We start from the raw sequence: 17,976 nt of genomic DNA on the forward strand, positions 1-17,976 counted from the left end.
TAATCGCCTTAGAAAGTAAAAGGGATCGAACATGAGCAAAGTTATAGGAATCGACCTCGGGACCACCAACTCCTGTGTGGCTATCATGGACGGCTCGCAGCCTCGCGTTATCGAAAACGCTGAGGGCGCACGTACCACCCCGTCGATCGTAGCCTTCACCGACGATGAGCGTCTGGTAGGTCAGCCAGCCAAGCGTCAGGCGGTGACCAACCCGGACAACACCGTATTCGGTGTAAAGCGCCTGATTGGTCGTCGATTTGACGACAGCGATCTGGCGAAAGACAAAAAGAACCTGCCGTTCGCCGTAATCAACGGTGGCAATGGCGACGCATGGGTTGAAGCCAAGGATGAGAAATACTCTCCTTCGCAGATCTCGGCATTCATCTTGGGCAAGATGAAAGAGACCGCCGAATCCTATCTTGGTGACGAGGTGACACAGGCTGTCATCACCGTGCCTGCGTATTTCAACGACGCTCAGCGTCAGGCCACCAAAGACGCCGGCAAAATCGCTGGCCTCGAAGTGCTGCGCATTATCAACGAGCCGACAGCGGCGGCTCTGGCATACGGCCTCGACAAAGAAGAAACCCAAACCATTGCTGTCTATGACCTTGGTGGCGGTACGTTCGATGTGACCATCCTGGAAATCGACGACGGTCTGTTTGAGGTGAAATCCACCAACGGTGATACGTTCCTCGGTGGTGAAGACTTTGACATGCGCATCGTTAACTACCTCGCCGAGCAGTTTAAGAAAGAGCATGGCGTTGATCTGACAAAGGACAAGATGGCCCTGCAGCGTCTGAAAGAAGCTGCGGAAAAAGCCAAGATTGAACTGTCCTCTTCCAGCCAGACCGAAATCAACCAGCCGTTCATCTCGATGGACCCGTCCTCCGGCCAGCCGCTTCACATGGTTATGAAGCTGACGCGTGCCAAGCTTGAAAGCCTGGTTGGCGATCTGATCAAAGCCTCAATGAAGCCTTGCGCTGCTGCATTGAAAGACGCAGGCCTGTCCGCATCCGATGTGGACGAAGTGGTTCTGGTCGGCGGCATGACCCGCATGCCAAAGGTCATTGAAGAAGTCACCAAATTCTTTGGTAAAGAACCCCACAAGGGCGTGAACCCGGATGAGGTTGTAGCGATGGGCGCTGCAATTCAGGCGGGCGTTCTTCAGGGTGACGTGAAAGACGTTGTTCTGCTCGATGTGACTCCGCTGTCCCTGGGTATCGAGACCCTTGGTGGCGTGTTCACCCGTCTGATCGACCGCAACACCACCATCCCGACAAAGAAGAGCCAAGTGTTCTCCACCGCCGAGGATAATCAGAACGCCGTGACCATTCGCGTGTTCCAGGGTGAGCGTGAAATGGCCGCTGACAACAAGATGCTTGGCCAATTTAATCTGGAAGACATCCCACCTTCGCCCCGCGGCATGCCGCAGATCGAAGTGACCTTTGATATCGATGCCAACGGGATTGTGTCGGTTGGCGCTAAGGATAAGGCGACTGGCAAAGAGCAGAACATCACCATTCAGGCCTCTGGCGGTCTGTCCGATGATGACATCGAAAAGATGGTCAAGGATGCCGAGGATAACGCCGAGGCAGACAAAGAGCGTCGCGAGCTGATCGAAGCCAAGAACCAGGCTGAGAGCCTCATTCATTCCACCGAGAAATCGATGGAAGAGCATGCAGACAAGGTAGATCCGACGACAATCGAAGCGATCGAACTGGCCATCGCCGCACTCAAGGATGATCTCGAGAACGAGAAATCCGCCGCTGATAAGATCAAATCCGGCGTGCAGAACGTTACCGAAGCGGCAATGAAGCTCGGTGAGGCGATCTACAAATCAAGCCAGGAAGAGGCTGGGGACGAACCTACGGCCGCTGACGAAGCGTCTGCCCCCGGTGATGACGATATTGTCGATGCCGAATTCGAAGATCTGGACGACAACAAGCGTTAAGGTCTGATTTTGGCCAAAGCGGGCCGGTCCGAACTCCGGGCCGGCCCGCTTTCGTTGCGGCAAGAAGGGTATTCCGATGTCCAAACGAGATTACTATGACATTCTCGGGGTGTCCAAAGAGGCCACCGCTGATGAAATCAAGAAAGGCTTTCGCAAGAAGGCTAAAGAACTTCACCCTGATCGGAACAAGGATAATCCTGAATCCGAAGGTCAGTTCAAAGAGGCTAACGAGGCCTATGATGTTCTAAAAGACCCAGAAAAAAAAGCCGCCTACGACCGCTATGGTCATGCGGCTTTTGAAAACGGCATGGGCGGCGGTCAACGCGGTGCTCAAGCTGGTCAGGGTTTTGGCGGCGGTGACTTCTCCTCGGCCTTCTCCGACGTCTTTGATGATCTGTTCGGTGACTTTATGGGCGGCCGTGGTGCCGCAGGTGGTGGTCGGCAACGTGCCGCACGTGGATCCGATCTACGCTACAATCTGCGCATCTCACTTGAGGATGCCTTTGCCGGGATGCACAAGACGATCAATGTGCCGACCGCCGTGGCCTGTAGTGCCTGCGACGGAACCGGCGCTGAAGGCGGTGTAGAGCCAACCACCTGTCCAACCTGCTCCGGCATGGGAAAAGTACGTGCGCAACAGGGTTTCTTTACCGTGGAGCGTACCTGCCCCACCTGTTCCGGCCTCGGCCAAATTATCAAGAATCCGTGTAGAGTCTGCCAGGGTCACGGCCGTGTTGAGAAAGATCGCTCACTATCGGTGAACATCCCTGCAGGCGTTGAAACCGGCACCCGTATTCGCCTGGCTGGCGAAGGTGAGGCCGGTATGCGCGGCGGTCCTCCGGGTGATCTCTATATTTTCGTAGAGGTTGCCGCCCACGACTTGTTTGAACGTGACGGCAACAATCTGTACTGCCGTGTACCGGTTTCGCTTGCTAAGGCCGCCTTGGGTGGCGCGATTGAGGTTCCAACCATCGATGGTGGCCGGGGCCGCGTGCAGATCCCTGAGGGCAGCCAGTCCGGCCGCCAGATGCGCCTGCGCAGCAAAGGCATGCCGACCCTGCGCGGTGGTCCCACTGGCGACATGTTCATCGAATTGGCAGTGGAAACACCGGTCAACCTCACGTCGCGACAAAAGGAATTGCTACGGGAGTTTGAGGATTTGTCCGAGGATAACACCAACCCAGAATCCCGCAGCTTCTTTTCCTCGGTGAAGAGCTTTTGGGACGGTATGAAAGGGTAAGGATCATTTACGATCCTTTTCTCTATATCTTTGCGAATATCACCTCAAAAAGCGCCCTTCATCGGGCGCTTTTTTTGATGTCTTCGCAACAGGCGCGGTGCACATCACCTTCGCTTAACACTTTTTCAACCATGAAGGCGGCACCATGACCCATGCAAAAGGACCCGACATTTGAAGAGACGTCGCTACCGTTGTTCGCCAATAGCACAGATATAGAATCTGAACATCTGTCCGGACCGCGCCTTCCCTCTTACATTAAGGACCATCGCACCCGATTACGCACGCGCTTTACCGAAGGTGGTGCGCATGCGATGCCCGACTATGAGTTGTTGGAGTTGCTGCTTTTCCGTTCAATCCCACGCCGGGATGTCAAACCACTAGCCCGGCTCTTGCTGAATACATTCGGCGATTTCAATCGTGTAATCACAGCGTCACCAGAACGTCTTTCATCGGTTAAAGGCATCGGTGAGGCGGTAATCACTGACTTGAAAATTCTGGAGGCCGCGGCTCACCGAATGGCGCGCGCGAAAGTCATGCACCGCCCCCTGCTCTCGTCTTGGGATGCCCTTTTAGACTATTGCCACATTGTGATGGGACATCGCGAAACAGAACAGTTTCGTGTCCTCTACCTTGATCGCAAGAACACCCTGATCGCGGATGAAGAACAGGCCAACGGAACGGTCGACCATGTCCCTGTTTATCCACGTGAGATCGCAAAACGGGCTTTGGAAATCGGCGCTAGCGCTTTGATCTTGGTACACAACCACCCGTCAGGCGATCCGACACCGTCCGCCAGCGATATTGAGATGACTGACCGCGTTGCACGAGCCCTTAGAGCGCTGGATATCGTGTTACACGATCATCTGATTATCGGAAAATCCAGCGAACTCAGCTTTCGGTCTGCGGGCTATCTTTAGCCGCCTACCGAACCCAAATTTCTACTCGTCGGTTAACCTGCCGGCCCCAGCGCTGATCTTCACAAGCCATAGGTAGCGTTTCCCCAAAGGCGGCGACCTCGATTTCAGTGCGTTCAATATTCGCCGTCTCAGCCGCTTTAATCACCGCATCACGTACCGCCTCAGCACGTTTGATGGCGATAGCTTTATTGCCGCTGGCAGGGCCATCTCCATCGGAAAATCCTACAAAGACCAGTTGACGGGCATCATAAGCACCGGCTTCCAATGATCGGGCCAGCTGATTTATATTGCTCCGCGATTGCGCATCGGGGCGCGTTGACCCTGGTTCAAAACGAAATGAGGTGGTCAAACGCTGCAAGCCATCCAGCCGCGTCACCAGCCGCTGCAGTTCGTCTAGCGGGACCTCAGGCCCTGCGGCCGAAATCGCATTGGCGAGTCGATCCCCCTGAATATTCATTGGGATACGTTCTGGTGCCTGATCGACAAACCCAGCCCTTCGGATTACGATCTGGGCCCCGGGCCCGCGAACGTAACTCAGGAAATCGCGTGCTAGCTTCGGTAACCGCCTCGTCGGCAGATATAGAAACATCGGCGCCGTCAATGGATAATCTTCTGTCTTGATAGAACGGCGATTGGCGCGCAGGGAAAATCCACAAGCGCCGCGCAAAGTCAGAACCCGCGCAGTTGAGGTTTCCGCAAAACTCGCCAACCCCAGTGCAAATGGATCCGTCGCAACCACACGCACCAAAGTGCTACCGCGATCATGACGGCGAAGCCGACTGCCTAGCTTGGCGACATCCGGTTTTTGAAGTCGATCAGAGATCGCCTGTGCCAAACCAGATCCTGCAACAGGCAAATGGAGCGTAATGGGTGCGTCAGCTCCGCCCAACTCTGTCCAATTGGTGAGTTCCCCAGAGAGAACTCGGGCCAGATTTGATACTGAAATCGATCTCACAGGATTGCCCGGCGCCACAACAGGTACCATCGCATCCAACGCCAATACGCGACTGCGTTGCGAGCCGGTCATATCGCCCATCCCCGCCTCGCGGGCACGCTCACGTTCAGAGCTGCGAATTTCGCGAAGGGCCATTACAATATCCGCCTCATTGGCCAGAAGATCAGCAAAGCCTTCGTCCGTATTGCTTACGAAAAAACTGAATCTCGCAGCAACACGCCCCGTATCTCTTAGCAGAACATAGTCAAAATTTTCGTTAGGCATCGTGTCTCTGCGTGTCTGAAACCCGTTTCGCAACGCAAATCCTTCGATCAACGCCGGCAACAAAACCTCTGCCATAGTCGATGACCCAGAGAGTGTAATCTCTGCGACGAAATCAGACAGGCTAGGACACCCAGGCCCGTCGCAACTGACGCCTGATCCATCTACTGTCAGCTCACCAAATTTGGTTTCAACGCGATAATATTCACCATCAAACCCGAGAATATTCCCGGTGATCTCAACGGCTCCATCTGGCGACGAAAGTGTCACATCCTGCGCATGCAGCGGCAGGACCCCGGTGACAAGAAAGAGTGCGGCGCATACCGCCGCACGAAGCAAAGCCATGAGAAATCCTGAATAAACCGCTAGTTAATTTGCAGCGATTTTCAGGGTTTCCAACAAATTATTCAACACAAGAAAATCACCCGTTGCAGCACAATCGGGCATTGCCAACGTAAGATCGCGGGTTCGAAGCGTTCCATCACGCAGTTCGAGCGTTTGTGCGGATACATCACGTCCGCAATTGATCGCTGTCACCTCGGTCTCCACCGTCAGGTCAATCGACCCGTTCCGGTCACCGCCAAGGCGAGGAACACTGTATACTTCAGCTAGGCGCGGGGCCAATTGGGAAGCATCTCCGAGTTGTACTACCGAGCCACGGCCAGCCGTCAGATCCGCGCCTCGCCAGACGTGTCCAGCGCTTCCATAGCCTGCACCAAATTCCCGAGCGTGAAGTTCAAATCCGCTATTTCCACCCCACTGCAAGACCACACGATTGACCAAATCCAGGTCGGGCACTGTCGCAGTCGCCACGGCACCGCGCCCATTTTGGGGTTCAATGATGAACACTGCAGATGGTGACAACGCTGGAATTTGTACCGTCATGGCGCCGGTCGAATCGAGGCGACTGGAAAACATCATACCGTTGTGGTGAATGGTTAGCCGCTCGCCAGGCCGACATAAAGACAGGACAGTCAGACGAACCTCCGCCATTGGACTAGCAACAGCTTCAGCGGTCATTTCACAGCCTGTCTCCAAATCCTGACGGGTGATATCCCGGTCGTCATCTTGGCTGAGGTCCGGCGTTGCAGCAGTCAAACTAATCGACTCGATCTGCAAGGGAGCATCGGTGGGTAAATCAGCGACTTCAGCATTCATCTGGCCGGGAACAGGTATCGCCGACGCAGCGGCGACTTGCTGATCGCCCGCTGTCTTTTGCATGACAAGTCCAATCGCCAAAGCACTGCACAGGGTTGCGACACTCATCAGGGCTTTACGCTTGCTAATCATTACCAACTCCTTACCGAGAAAGGTTAAGGAAACGTGACGCGAAAAGGCGGCCAATTGATGGCCACCTCTTGCTGAGAATTTGGCAAAACCGTGCAATTTGCACTTATTTGACCGGACTATACTCTAGTTTAATGCAGCCTTTCGGCATCTTAACTGAGTTTTCCGTGGCAATGTTTGAACTTCTTGCCGGAACCACAGGGGCACTTGTCATTTCGCGACGGGTTGCCCCAAGTTGACGGGTCGTCTTCAACAAAGCCATCTGCAGGTGCTTCTTGCAAAACTGTCTCAGCGGAAGCGCCTGTTGCTGCCTTTTGAAGCTCCGCCTGCTGCGCAGCCATCTGCATCATCATCTGCCGTTGCTCGTCCTCGCTAATAGGACGCACGTGGGCAAGCTGTTGGCTCACAGTTTCCCGCAGTGTATCGAGCATGTTCTCGAACAGCTGAAAACTCTCGTTCTTGTATTCATTGAGTGGGTCGCGCTGCGCGTAGCCGCGGAAACCAACCACTGAACGCAAGTGCTCAAGTGTCAGAAGATGTTCACGCCATTTTGCATCGATGGTCTGCAGCAATACCTGCTTTTCAATGTTGCGCATGGTTTCTGCGCCAAAGGCGTCGGTCTTTTCGACCATATTCGCATCGCTGGCCTCGACCAACCGTTCGCGAATCTGTTCATCATCTACGCCTTCTTCGGCCGCCCATTCCACAACCGGGACATCGAGCCCCAGTTTCTCGCGTACCTGTTCCTGCAACCCTTCGCTGTCCCATTGGTCAGCGTAGGTCTTAGCCGGCATGTACTCATCAAGCAGGTCATCAACAACTTCGTGGCGCATATCCGCAACGATCTCGGACAGATCCTCAGCGGCCATGATCTCGCGGCGCTGGTTAAAAATCACCTTCCGCTGGTCATTCATCACATCGTCGAATTTCAGAACATTCTTACGCATGTCAAAGTTGCGGCCTTCGACCTTGGCCTGCGCGCGCTCAAGCGATTTGTTCACCCAAGGATGAATGATCGCCTCGCCTTCTTTCATACCAAGCGTCGACAGCAACTTATCCAAACGCTCCGATCCAAAGATACGCATCAGATCGTCTTCTAAGCTGAGGTAGAACACCGTGCGGCCAGGATCGCCCTGACGGCCCGATCGGCCTCTCAGCTGATTGTCGATACGGCGGCTTTCGTGGCGTTCAGAAGCCAGCACGTACAAACCACCAGCCTCCAAAACACTCTGCTTTTCAGTGGTGTGTTTGGCTTCTTCATCCGTGCGCAGGGCAACAGGATCAGCGTCGGGCTGCGCATCTAGCGCATCCAACACTTTCAGTTCGACATTCCCACCCAGCTGAATATCGGTCCCGCGACCCGCCATGTTAGTTGCGATGGTCACAGCCCCCAAACGGCCAGCCTCGGCAACAATTTTGGCTTCCTGCTCATGGTGGCGCGCATTCAGTACGTTGTGCTTGATGCCGCCTTTTTCCAGCATCTGGCTCAGTAGTTCGGATTTTTCAATCGACGTAGTGCCCAGGAGAACCGGCTGGCCTTTTTCGTGTGCCTTTTTGGTTTCTTCGATCATCGCACCGTATTTTTCGACGGCCGTACGATAAACCTGATCATCCTGATCCTTACGCGCGATTGGTCGGTTGGTCGGAACCTCAACAACACCCAAACCATAGATCTCGGCAAATTCCTCGGCTTCAGTCATAGCCGTACCTGTCATACCCGACAGCTTGCCATAAAGACGGAAGTAGTTCTGGAATGTAACCGAGGCCAGCGTCGTGTTCTCTGGTTGAATCTTGACTTCTTCCTTGGCTTCGATGGCTTGGTGCAGCCCTTCAGAAAGACGGCGGCCCGCCATCATCCGGCCAGTGAACTCGTCGATCAGGACAACTTCATTGTCCCGCACGATATAGTCTTTGTCGCGCTGAAACAGCTTGTGTGCGCGCAAAGCTTGATTGACATGGTGCACCACTGTGGTGCTCTCAGGATCATAAAGTGAGGCTTTCTCTTCCAGCAGCCCGTGGCTGATCAACTGTTGTTCAAGGTATTCGTTGCCATCCTCGGTAAACGTCACACCGCGAGTTTTCTCGTCCAGCTCGTAGTGATCGTCATTCAGCAGCGGAATCAGTTTGTCGATGGTGGAGTACAGTTCCGAACGGTCCTCCGCCGGGCCCGAAATAATCAGCGGTGTACGTGCCTCGTCGATCAGGATGGAGTCGACCTCGTCTACGATAGCAAAGTTATGTTGCTTCTGGAAAACCTGATCGAGGCTCGGCTTCATGTTATCGCGCAGATAATCAAAGCCCAGCTCATTGTTGGTCGCATAGGTGACATCGCTATTATAAGCTGCCATCTTCTCGTCGTCCGGTTGCCCGGACCAGATGACACCCGTCGTCATACCCAGCTGCGCGAAGACCTTACCCATCCACTCACTGTCGCGCTTGGCTAGATATTCGTTCACCGTAACCACATGCACACCCTTGCCGGTCAGCGCATTCAGATAAGCGGGCAGGGTTGCAACAAGAGTCTTACCTTCACCTGTCTTCATCTCGGAAATGTTACCCTGATGAAGGAAGACGCCACCCATCAACTGGGTGTCAAAGGCTCGCAAACCCAACGCGCGGCGAGCCGCTTCGCGTACATTCGCAAAAGCTTCGGGCAGCAAATCGTCAAGGCTGGTACCATCGACCGCACGTTTGCGCAATTCGATGGTCTTGTCCCGCAATTCTTGATCGCTGAGTTTCTCGAACTCGGGCTCCAGCGCATTGATCTTGGCAATCAACGGCCGTGTCGCCTTGATTTTACGGTCATTCGGCGTGCCGAAGACCTTTTTGGCGAGTGTTCCGATACCCAGCATGTGTTCTCCAACCGTCCTGTCATTGACCCCTGACATTGGCAGGCTTGCCCGCCCCGCCCACAACCCATAAACAATGATGGAACAGCGGTCCTGCCAAAGGCCTCATGGCGATGTAAGGTCCCGCAAATACGGTGTCAACGCTACGCCCCGCCGTGGCCAGAGAATAGGAAGAATTCAATGCGCAAAGGTCTCACTTATTTGTCCGGGCTGGCCCTGGCGGCCGCTTTGACACTGCCTGTGACAGCAGCAGCAGCACCGCATGCCAACACCGTCGTTGCGACAGTGAACGGCGAAGACATCACAATTGGTCACATGATCATTGCGCGGGCCACTCTGCCGGAACAATACCAGCAACTGCCCGATGATGTTCTCTATGATGCGATACTAGATCAGTTGATCCAGCAAACCAGTCTGAAACAGGAACTGAACGGCGAAGTGCCGCAATATGTCGCCCTGTCCCTGGAGAACGAGGCGCGCTCGCTTCTGGCAGCTGATGTCATTGAAAAGGTCATGGAAAGCGCTGCGTCCGATAAGGATCTGCGGGCTGCTTATGACGAAAAATATACCGACGGTACAGGTGGCGATGAGTTCAACGCCTCGCATATTCTTGTCGAAACCGAGGAAGACGCCGTAGAAATTCGCAACGAGTTGGATACGGGCGCGGATTTTGCGACCCTGGCACGTGAGCGTTCGACCGGCCCATCAGGCCCAAACGGTGGCGACCTAGGGTGGTTCACAAAAGGCCGCATGGTTCCCGAATTTGAAGAGGCCGTTCTCGCAATGAGCACAGCTGACATCTCTGATCCAGTTCAGACCCAATTTGGTTGGCATGTGATCAAACTCAATGAACGTCGCACATCTGCCGCACCAAGCTTTGATGACGTTCGCGAGGAATTGGCAGTCCAAATGCGCCAAGACGCCGTAGAAAATCGTGTGCGCAGTCTGACAACCGAAGCGGAAATCGAACGGCCCGTAGTCGAAGATCTCGATCCTGCCATTCTGAAAAACCTGGATCTGGTGAGGAACTGAATATGGCGCTGCCACGCTCTCCACTCGCTCCGGGCCGGTTTCCCGATCTGCCACAGATTGCCGGTGTTCGCTTTGCGTCGGCGGCTGCCGGTGTTAAATACCAAGACCGCACAGATGTGATGCTTGCCCAACTGGATCCGGGCACGACAATCGCCGGTGTTTTTACAAAATCTGCGACCCGCTCTGCACCTGTTCTGGACTGTCAGACAAAACTGGCCTCAACAGGACATGTTGAAGAGACAGGTGCTGCAATCTTGGTCAACTCTGGAAATTCCAACGCCTTTACTGGGCATCATGGCCAGAGTTCAGTCGCAGAGATCACCCGATCGGTAGCAGAGATTGTTGGAATTCCGGCGGAGCGGGTCTTTACCGCGTCAACCGGTGTGATCGGAGAGGCACTGCCACATGATCGCATCGTTTCCAAAATTGCGGACCTGAATGACGGGTTGGATGCCGGCAAAATCAAGGATGCCGCCGAAGCTATCATGACCACGGACACCTTCGCCAAAGGTGCTGCAGCCACTGTCGATATAGATGGAAAAACCGTCTCTATTGCCGGGATAGCCAAAGGCTCCGGTATGATCGCGCCCGATATGGCGACCATGCTTGTCTATGTTTTCACCGACGCGCGAATACCGCAAAGTGATCTGCAAGATCTATTGTCAAAGATCTGTGACCGGACATTCAACTCCATCACCGTCGATAGCGACACCTCGACGTCCGACAGTTTGATGCTCTGTGCGACGGGTGCATCAGGTGTAAATGTCACTGGGAGCTCTGCCTTTGCAACAGCCTTGGAAAACGTAATGCTGGACCTGTCCCATCAGGTCGTGCGCGACGGCGAAGGTGCAACCAAATTCGTAGAAATCCAAGTGACAGGCGCGAAGTCTGATCGTGACGCTAAGGTGCACGGTTTATCCATTGCCAATTCACCGCTGGTCAAAACCGCGATCGCTGGCGCGGACCCAAATTGGGGCCGTGTAGTCATGGCCATCGGAAAGTCCGGCGCCGCCGCCGACCGGGATCGGCTATCGATCTCCTTTGGGGATGTTCTTGTCGCAGAAAAAGGCTGGGTATCGCCCGACTACAAAGAGGCGGATGGCGCGGCTGAGATGAAAAAAACAGAGATCGTCATTAAGGTCGATCTTGGGTTGGCGGAAGGGGCCGCTACGGTCTGGACCTGCGACCTCACCCACCAGTATATCTCTATCAATGCGGACTATAGATCATGAAGACGGTTCTGGTCTCTGCCGTTGCTTTGATCGATGTCGAGGGACGCGTACTGCTTGCGCAGCGCCCTGAGGGAAAATCGATGGCTGGATTGTGGGAATTCCCAGGTGGCAAAGTGGAACAGGGAGAAACCCCTGAGGACGCTTTGATCCGTGAGCTCGAAGAAGAGCTGGGCATCAACACCTGGCAGTCATGCCTTGCACCACTGACTTTTGCCAGCCATAGCTATGATGATTTTCACTTGCTGATGCCGCTGTTTGCCTGCCGTAAATGGGATGGCATACCTCAGGCGAGAGAAGGCCAGTCCCTGAAATGGGTCCGTGGCCAGAACTTGCGGGAATATCCGATGCCAGCGGCGGATATTCCACTTATCCCGATCTTGCGTGATTGGCTTTAGACCAAAGCTATTCATGAATTGACCGCCGCATAGCGGCGGCCCCTTCCCGATAGCTTACCGGGCGGGGGGTGCTAAACCATTCATTAATCTTTTTCGTTAACTCTGGAACGAACGGGTGCAATTTGCCCATTCTATTGGCGACCAGAGGCAGCAACGATCATGATCATGACCATTAGGCAGGGCGCATTCATCTTTATCCAGGGCACATTTGTGCGCAGCTTGCCTAACGGCAAGGTCTCTGTCCGTGTCGGCAGTAAAACCTATGACGGTGAGCCAATCGGCCGCGCAGCCTGATCCTACCGAGTGCTCCAATCTTCATGGCTGGTTTGTCCTCCCGCAAACGAGCCATAAAAAAACCCCGGCCTAAAAAGGCCGGGGTTTTTATTTTTAACGCAGATCGCGGATTAATCGAGAGTTCGAGTGACTTCCTCCCGCTCGAAGATCTCAATCACGTCACCCTTGCGAACGTCATCATAGCTTTCGAACGCCATGCCACATTCCTGACCTGACTGAACCTCTGCCACTTCATCTTTGAAGCGTTTCAGAGTTTTCAGCGTGCCCTCGTGGATCACAACATTGTCGCGCAGCAAGCGTACACCTGCGGAGCGGCGTGCCACACCTTCGGTGACCAGACAGCCTGCAACCTTGCCCACATTGGACACTTTGAAGACGTCTTTGACTTCGGCATAACCAATGAAGTTCTCGCGAATTTCTGCGCTCAGCAGGCCCGATGCAGCAGCTTTAACGTCATCCACCAGATCGTAGATCACCGAATAGTACCGGATCTCCACGCCTTTTTGGTTCGCAGTGTTTCGTGCGGAAGTATTCGCACGCACGTTGAAGCCCATAACCGGGGCACCTGAAGCTTCTGCAAGACCGATATCCGACTCGGTGATCGCACCAACACCAGAGTGCAGCACACGAACACGAACCTCGTTGTTGCCGATCTTTTCCATCGCCTGAACGATTGCTTCGGCAGAACCCTGGACGTCCGCTTTGACCAAGATAGGCAGCTCTGAGACGTTTTCGTCTTCCTTTGCCTTCTGCATCAACTGCTCCAGCGTGGTCGCGGCACCAGCAGCGGCACGTTTGTCCTTGGCTGCTTGCTCGCGGTATTCAGCGATTTCGCGGGCCTGTGCCTCGGTGTCGGTGACGTTCAGAACGTCACCCGCTTCTGGCGTACCATTCAAACCGAGAACTTCGACTGGCACCGACGGGCCCGCCTCTTGGACGCGCTCACCCTTGTCGTTGATCAGCGCACGGACCTTACCGTACTGCTCACCCACAACGAATATATCGCCCTGACGCAGCGTGCCATTCTGAACCAGAACAGTAGCAACCGGACCACGGCCCACGTCCAGCTGTGCCTCGATCACCGCGCCCTGAGCCGCGCGATCGGGGTTGGCTTTCAGCTCAAGAATCTCTGCCTGCAGCGCGATGGCTTCCAGCAGTTCATCCAAACCCTGGCCTGTGACAGCGGAAACCTCGACGTCCTGCACTTCGCCGGACATGGCTTCCACAATCACTTCGTGTTGCAACAGATCAGTACGTACTTTGGTTGGATCGGCAGCCGGTTTATCGACCTTGTTGATCGCAACGATCATAGGCACCTGCGCCGCCTTGGCATGGTTGATCGCTTCGATGGTCTGCGGCATCACAGCATCGTCTGCAGCGACAACCAGAACAACAATATCCGTAACCTGTGCACCACGCGAACGCATGGAGGTAAAGGCTGCGTGACCCGGAGTGTCGAGGAAGCTCAGAACCGCGCCACCATCCGTCGTCACCTGATAGGCGCCGATGTGCTGGGTGATGCCACCGGCCTCACCAGCCACAACCCGCGCATCGCGGATCGCATCCAGAAGCGAGGTTTTACCGTGGTCGACGTGACCCATAATGGTGATCACAGGTGGACGTGACTTCAGTTCGTCGTCTTTGTCTTCGATTTCTTTGATGACGTCTTCGACATCCGAATCAGAGACACGCACAACTTTGTGGCCAAATTCTTCAATGATCAGCTCGGCTGTATCGGCGTCGATGGTCTGGTTTTGCGTAACCATCATGCCCATGTTCATCAGCGATTTGACAACCTCACCGACGCGCTCCGCCATACGGTTGGCCAATTCGGATACAACAATCGCCTCGGGCAACTGAACATCACGGATCACCTTTTCCCGCTCGACCGAACCCATCGCCTTTTGACGCGCGCGCTCTTGCTTACGCTTCATAGATGCCATGGAGCGCTGACGGCCACCTTCGCCACCAGTCGCCTGACCCAGGGTCAGCTTGCCGGAGCGACGGCCACCGCCATCGTTGCGGCCACCTTTGGCATTACGGTTCTGGCGGTCATCGCGATCGCGGTCACCTTTACGAGGTTGCGCGGACGGACCAGGTGCCGGGCGTGCGGCAGCAGGTTCCGATTTTTTCTTTTCAGCATCAGAGGCTGCACGTTTTGCCGCGGCCTCGGCTTCGACGCGCTTACGCTCTTCGTCTTCAGCTTTCTGACGGGCACGCTCTTCGGCCTCGCGCTGTTCGCGCTCCTTGGCTTCCAGCTCGGCTCGGCGGCGCTCACGCTCTTCGGCGCGCGCCTTCTCTTCAGCTTGGCGCTGTGCTGCTTCTTCTACTTCGCGGGCCTTGGCAGCCTGCAACGCCTTCAGGCGGCGTGCCATCTCTGCATCGCTGATACCAGCCGGCCGCCGAGATGCGTCACCGGATGGCGTCGCACCGGAGCCTCCCTTAGCCGCAGTCGGCTTGGGGACCACAACGCGTTTGCGCTTGGTTTCCACCACGACATTCTTGGTCCGACCGTGGCTGAAGCTCTGTTTCACATTCCCGGGCCGAGACCCACCACGAAGACCCAATGTCTTTTTGCCGTCACTATCGCTCATAAAGCTCTTTATCCTTCCGTGCGGCCCTTGCCGCCCACCGTTTCGCGCAAACCTTGTAGTCGTTGCGCTTCCTCTACAACACGTTTGCCGAGTCCACCAGAGGCCAGCGCCGCATGTATCACAGTTTGACGCCCAAATGCCATGCCCAGCTCATCCGCAGTGAGGCATCCGATGAATTTCCCACGGTGCGGCGTGCTCAATTTTGATTTCCCCCGTCCCGATCCGTCCGAAGCCTGGATCAACACGCGGGCGTGTTCCTTTGCCAACCAGTCCTTGACCTTTTCATAGCCAGAGACCGCATCACCGGACTTACGACCAAGGCTGATCAGCTCGATCAGGCGACGTAGCACCTGAGCTTTAATTTCGTCCTCCAGCCCATCGGGCACCGTCACCGGTGCCTTGAAGCCACGCGCAAAGAGCTTCTTCTTTATCGCGGTACGGAGCGCAGTTTCAGTCGAGGTGACATAGACCCCACGCCCTGGCAGCTTTCCCAGTACATCAGGAACAACCTGACCTTCGGGACCAACAACAAAGCGGATCAGCCCTTCTTTTGGCTGAATTTCGCCTGTTGAAATACACTTTCTCTCCGGCCCGTCGGGTCGGTCTTTTTCATTGCCACCGCGTGTCATTGCTACCCTCGCTGCGGGGCCTGAAATCAGGCCTCGCCCTCTTCTGCTTCGCCGTCTTCGATGTCGGCATCTTCCACAGCATCTGCTTCGAGTTCGGTTGGATCGACCCAACCCAGCATAACACGTGCGGTCATAACAAAGGTCTGAGCATCTTCCAGCGACACCTCAAAGGGTTCAAGGATGCCATCATCCTTAACCCGCTCACCTTTGTTGGTGGTCCAACCGCCAGCCAACTCCCAGTCAGCGCAGGTGGCAAAATCTTCCAGCGTCTTAATGCCATCTTTCGCGAGCGCCTCGAGCATTTGAGGTGTCAGACCATCAAAATCTATCAGGCTGTCCTCGGCACCCAATGCGCGGGCAGCGTCAATCGCGGCTTTGGCCTGAGCTTCCAGATACTCAGCAGCGCGTGCTTGCAGTTCTTGTGCAGTGCCTTCGTCTACACCGTCAATCACCAACAGTTCATCAAGCTCAACATAAGCAACTTCTTCAAGGTTCGTGAAACCTTCAGACACCAGTAATTGTGCGAAGAACTCATCCAGATCAAGTGTTTCCATGAACAGCTTGGTACGGGCTTCGAATTCCTTCTGACGACGCGCGGATTCTTCTTCCTCGGTCATGATGTCGATGTCCAGCGCAGTCAACTGCGACGCCAAGCGTACGTTCTGCCCGCGACGGCCGATTGCCAGCGACAGCTGTTCATCAGGAACCACGACCTCGATCTTACCGGCTTCTTCGTCCAGAACCACTTTGGACACCTCAGCAGGCTGCAAAGCATTCACGAGGAAAGTCGGCTGATCTTCATTCCACGGAATGATGTCGATCTTTTCACCCTGAAGTTCGTTCACCACAGCCTGTACCCGCGAACCGCGCATACCGACACAAGCCCCAACAGGATCGATAGAACCGTCATAGCTGATCACAGCAATCTTGGCGCGCGAACCGGGGTCACGGGCGACAGCCTTGATCTCGATGACACCATCATAGATTTCGGGCACTTCCATCTTGAACAGCTCGGCCATAAACTCTGGCGCTGTACGCGACAAGAATATCTGCGGACCGCGAGGTTCGCGACGCACGTCTTTGATAAAGCAACGGATCCGGTCGTTGGGGCGATAGCTTTCGCGACCGATTTTTTCGTTGCGGCGCAAGATCGCCTCACCGGCACCGACATCAACGATGACATTGCCGTATTCTTCGCGCTTCACCAGACCATTGACGATGGTACCGGCGCGATCCTTGAATTCTTCGTACTGACGATCACGCTCCGCTTCCCGCACCTTCTGCAGGATCACCTGCTTGGCGGACTGGGCAGCAATACGACCCATATCTACAGGAGGAACTTCTTCGACAAAAACAGCACCGACCTCAGGGTCAGCCATATATTGCTTGGCTTGCTCGACAGTCATTTCTGCCTGGTAGTTTTCCAGCGCATCATCTTCGACCACGGTGCGCACGCGGGTAAAGGTCGCACGGCCAGTCTTACGGTCGATGGACACACGGATGTCCATTTCGCTGCCGTAGCGGCTCTTGGCCGCCCGAGCCAGGCTTTCTTCCATCGCATCGACAACCAGAGCGGGGTCGATCATCTTTTCGCGCGCTACGGCTTCTGCGGTCTGCAACAGCTCCAACTGGTTTGCTGATGTGATAGCCATTACTTTTTCTCCTCTTCGGACCCATCGGCCTCGATTTCGTCGAATGCGTCTTCGTTCAGGGTGCCCGCAGCCTTGCGCTGGCGCAGCATTTCTTTGATCAAATCGTCGGTCAAAACCAGTTTGGCATCGCTCAGCCAATCGAATTTCAGCCCAATGGTGATTGTCTCACCGTGTTCTTCGATGTTGATCAGAACTTCGTCTTCTTCAATACCCGCCAGCTCACCTTTGAAACGACGTCGTCCATCGATCAATTCACTGGTTTCAATCTTGGCCTCATAGCCTTCGAACATCTCGAAATCTTTGAGGCGCGTCAGGGGCCGGTCAATACCAGGGCTGGACACCTCCAGCGCATAGCTGTCGAGAATCGGGTCTTCGACATCCAGGGTAGCACTGACCGCATTGGAAATCTCGGCGCAACCATCTACCTCGATACCGCCATCAGGCTTGTCGGCCATGATTTGCAACGTGGTTGTCTTGCCAGACATTAGCCGGATACGCACCAGCTCAAAACCGAGATCTTCAATCACCGGAGTGATGATCTCGGCGAGCCGACGGTCGATGGCTGCCTTGGCTATCAGGTCATTGGTCATACGAATTCCAGATCTGTGATTCGGGCACAAAAAAACGGGCGCGCGGCCCGTTGAACTATCCGGTGGAGCTGGAGGCTAAGCCCGACGCGCCGCTGTTA

14 protein-coding genes are annotated in these 17,976 nt (G+C 55.0%); 7 read left to right on the forward strand and 7 right to left on the reverse strand.

The genetic code is table 11. The features are described 5' to 3' along the window. Window positions 1-31: 31 nt before the first annotated feature. The 3 genes from dnaK (at window position 32) to radC (ending at window position 4,108) form a co-directional block, all read left to right on the forward strand. Complete coding sequence (gene dnaK, locus ACEWZM_RS09555) at window positions 32-1,951, forward strand: molecular chaperone DnaK (protein WP_414006206.1); 1,920 nt, start codon at window positions 32-34, stop codon at window positions 1,949-1,951. A gap of 76 nt (window positions 1,952-2,027) precedes the next feature. Next, complete coding sequence (gene dnaJ / locus ACEWZM_RS09560) at window positions 2,028-3,191, forward strand: molecular chaperone DnaJ (protein ID WP_414006207.1); 1,164 nt, start codon at window positions 2,028-2,030, stop codon at window positions 3,189-3,191. A gap of 152 nt (window positions 3,192-3,343) precedes the next feature. Then, complete coding sequence (gene radC, locus ACEWZM_RS09565; RefSeq protein ID WP_414006208.1) at window positions 3,344-4,108, forward strand: RadC family protein; 765 nt, start codon at window positions 3,344-3,346, stop codon at window positions 4,106-4,108. A 4-nt stretch (window positions 4,109-4,112) separates the two neighbouring features. Here the strand turns inward: radC and ACEWZM_RS09570 are convergent, their stop codons facing one another. The 3 genes from ACEWZM_RS09570 to secA form a co-directional block, all read right to left on the reverse strand. Beyond that, entirely contained in the window at window positions 4,113-5,669 is a 1,557-nt protein-coding gene (locus tag ACEWZM_RS09570; RefSeq protein WP_414006209.1) for a substrate-binding domain-containing protein, read from the reverse strand. Window positions 5,670-5,693: 24 nt separating this feature from the next. After that, entirely contained in the window at window positions 5,694-6,614 is a 921-nt protein-coding gene (locus ACEWZM_RS09575) for a hypothetical protein (RefSeq protein WP_414006210.1), read from the reverse strand. A 149-nt stretch (window positions 6,615-6,763) separates the two neighbouring features. Beyond that, complete coding sequence (gene secA, locus ACEWZM_RS09580) at window positions 6,764-9,463, reverse strand: preprotein translocase subunit SecA (RefSeq protein ID WP_414006211.1); 2,700 nt, start codon at window positions 9,461-9,463, stop codon at window positions 6,764-6,766. Window positions 9,464-9,640: 177 nt separating this feature from the next. On the opposite strand from secA, the gene ACEWZM_RS09585 reads away from it, so the two are divergent. The 4 genes from ACEWZM_RS09585 to ACEWZM_RS09600 all read left to right on the forward strand — a co-directional run bounded on the left by ACEWZM_RS09585 (window position 9,641) and on the right by ACEWZM_RS09600 (window position 12,413). After that, window positions 9,641-10,492, forward strand: a complete 852-nt coding sequence (locus ACEWZM_RS09585; protein WP_414006212.1) for a peptidylprolyl isomerase — start codon at window positions 9,641-9,643, stop codon at window positions 10,490-10,492. A gap of 2 nt (window positions 10,493-10,494) precedes the next feature. After that, window positions 10,495-11,724, forward strand: coding sequence for a bifunctional glutamate N-acetyltransferase/amino-acid acetyltransferase ArgJ (argJ, locus tag ACEWZM_RS09590; protein WP_414006213.1), 1,230 nt, complete (start codon window positions 10,495-10,497; stop codon window positions 11,722-11,724). After that, a complete protein-coding gene (gene mutT / locus ACEWZM_RS09595) occupies window positions 11,721-12,119 on the forward strand; it encodes an 8-oxo-dGTP diphosphatase MutT (protein ID WP_414006214.1) in 399 nt (132 codons plus the stop codon). The genes argJ and mutT overlap by 4 nt, the downstream gene beginning before the upstream one ends. Before the next feature lie 159 nt (window positions 12,120-12,278). After that, complete coding sequence (locus tag ACEWZM_RS09600; RefSeq protein WP_414006215.1) at window positions 12,279-12,413, forward strand: hypothetical protein; 135 nt, start codon at window positions 12,279-12,281, stop codon at window positions 12,411-12,413. A gap of 110 nt (window positions 12,414-12,523) precedes the next feature. Here the strand turns inward: ACEWZM_RS09600 and infB are convergent, their stop codons facing one another. Genes infB through rimP form a run of 4 tightly spaced genes read right to left on the reverse strand, consistent with a single transcriptional unit; the run spans window position 12,524 to window position 17,878 of the window. Beyond that, window positions 12,524-15,007: a translation initiation factor IF-2 gene (gene infB, locus ACEWZM_RS09605; RefSeq protein WP_414006216.1), complete on the reverse strand. Its 2,484-nt coding sequence runs from the start codon at window positions 15,005-15,007 to the stop codon at window positions 12,524-12,526. Between the two features lie 8 nt (window positions 15,008-15,015). Continuing rightward, a complete protein-coding gene (locus ACEWZM_RS09610) occupies window positions 15,016-15,636 on the reverse strand; it encodes an RNA-binding protein (RefSeq protein WP_414006217.1) in 621 nt (206 codons plus the stop codon). A gap of 26 nt (window positions 15,637-15,662) precedes the next feature. After that, window positions 15,663-17,288: a transcription termination factor NusA gene (gene nusA / locus ACEWZM_RS09615; protein ID WP_414006218.1), complete on the reverse strand. Its 1,626-nt coding sequence runs from the start codon at window positions 17,286-17,288 to the stop codon at window positions 15,663-15,665. Further along, window positions 17,288-17,878 (reverse strand): ribosome maturation factor RimP, encoded by a 591-nt coding sequence (gene rimP / locus ACEWZM_RS09620; RefSeq protein WP_414006219.1) that lies wholly within the window; start codon window positions 17,876-17,878, stop codon window positions 17,288-17,290. The genes nusA and rimP overlap by 1 nt, the downstream gene beginning before the upstream one ends. Between the last annotated feature and the right edge of the window lie 98 nt (window positions 17,879-17,976).

This window comes from Phaeobacter cretensis (assembly GCF_047372505.1).
Taxonomy (GTDB): Bacteria; Pseudomonadota; Alphaproteobacteria; order Rhodobacterales; family Rhodobacteraceae; genus Phaeobacter; species Phaeobacter cretensis.

Excerpts from the sequence above, each read along its gene's own strand:
- dnaK (WP_414006206.1), top strand. The coding sequence starts at position 32 with ATGAGCAAAGTTATAGGAATCGACCTCGGGACCACCAACTCCTGTGTG.
- dnaJ (WP_414006207.1), top strand. The coding sequence starts at position 2,028 with ATGTCCAAACGAGATTACTATGACATTCTCGGGGTGTCCAAAGAGGCC.
- radC (WP_414006208.1), top strand. The coding sequence starts at position 3,344 with ATGCAAAAGGACCCGACATTTGAAGAGACGTCGCTACCGTTGTTCGCC.
- ACEWZM_RS09570 (WP_414006209.1), bottom strand. The coding sequence starts at position 5,669 with ATGGCTTTGCTTCGTGCGGCGGTATGCGCCGCACTCTTTCTTGTCACC.
- ACEWZM_RS09575 (WP_414006210.1), bottom strand. The coding sequence starts at position 6,614 with ATGATTAGCAAGCGTAAAGCCCTGATGAGTGTCGCAACCCTGTGCAGT.
- secA (WP_414006211.1), bottom strand. The coding sequence starts at position 9,463 with ATGCTGGGTATCGGAACACTCGCCAAAAAGGTCTTCGGCACGCCGAAT.
- ACEWZM_RS09585 (WP_414006212.1), top strand. The coding sequence starts at position 9,641 with ATGCGCAAAGGTCTCACTTATTTGTCCGGGCTGGCCCTGGCGGCCGCT.
- argJ (WP_414006213.1), top strand. The coding sequence starts at position 10,495 with ATGGCGCTGCCACGCTCTCCACTCGCTCCGGGCCGGTTTCCCGATCTG.
- mutT (WP_414006214.1), top strand. The coding sequence starts at position 11,721 with ATGAAGACGGTTCTGGTCTCTGCCGTTGCTTTGATCGATGTCGAGGGA.
- ACEWZM_RS09600 (WP_414006215.1), top strand. The coding sequence starts at position 12,279 with ATGATCATGACCATTAGGCAGGGCGCATTCATCTTTATCCAGGGCACA.
- infB (WP_414006216.1), bottom strand. The coding sequence starts at position 15,007 with ATGAGCGATAGTGACGGCAAAAAGACATTGGGTCTTCGTGGTGGGTCT.
- ACEWZM_RS09610 (WP_414006217.1), bottom strand. The coding sequence starts at position 15,636 with ATGACACGCGGTGGCAATGAAAAAGACCGACCCGACGGGCCGGAGAGA.
- nusA (WP_414006218.1), bottom strand. The coding sequence starts at position 17,288 with ATGGCTATCACATCAGCAAACCAGTTGGAGCTGTTGCAGACCGCAGAA.
- rimP (WP_414006219.1), bottom strand. The coding sequence starts at position 17,878 with ATGACCAATGACCTGATAGCCAAGGCAGCCATCGACCGTCGGCTCGCC.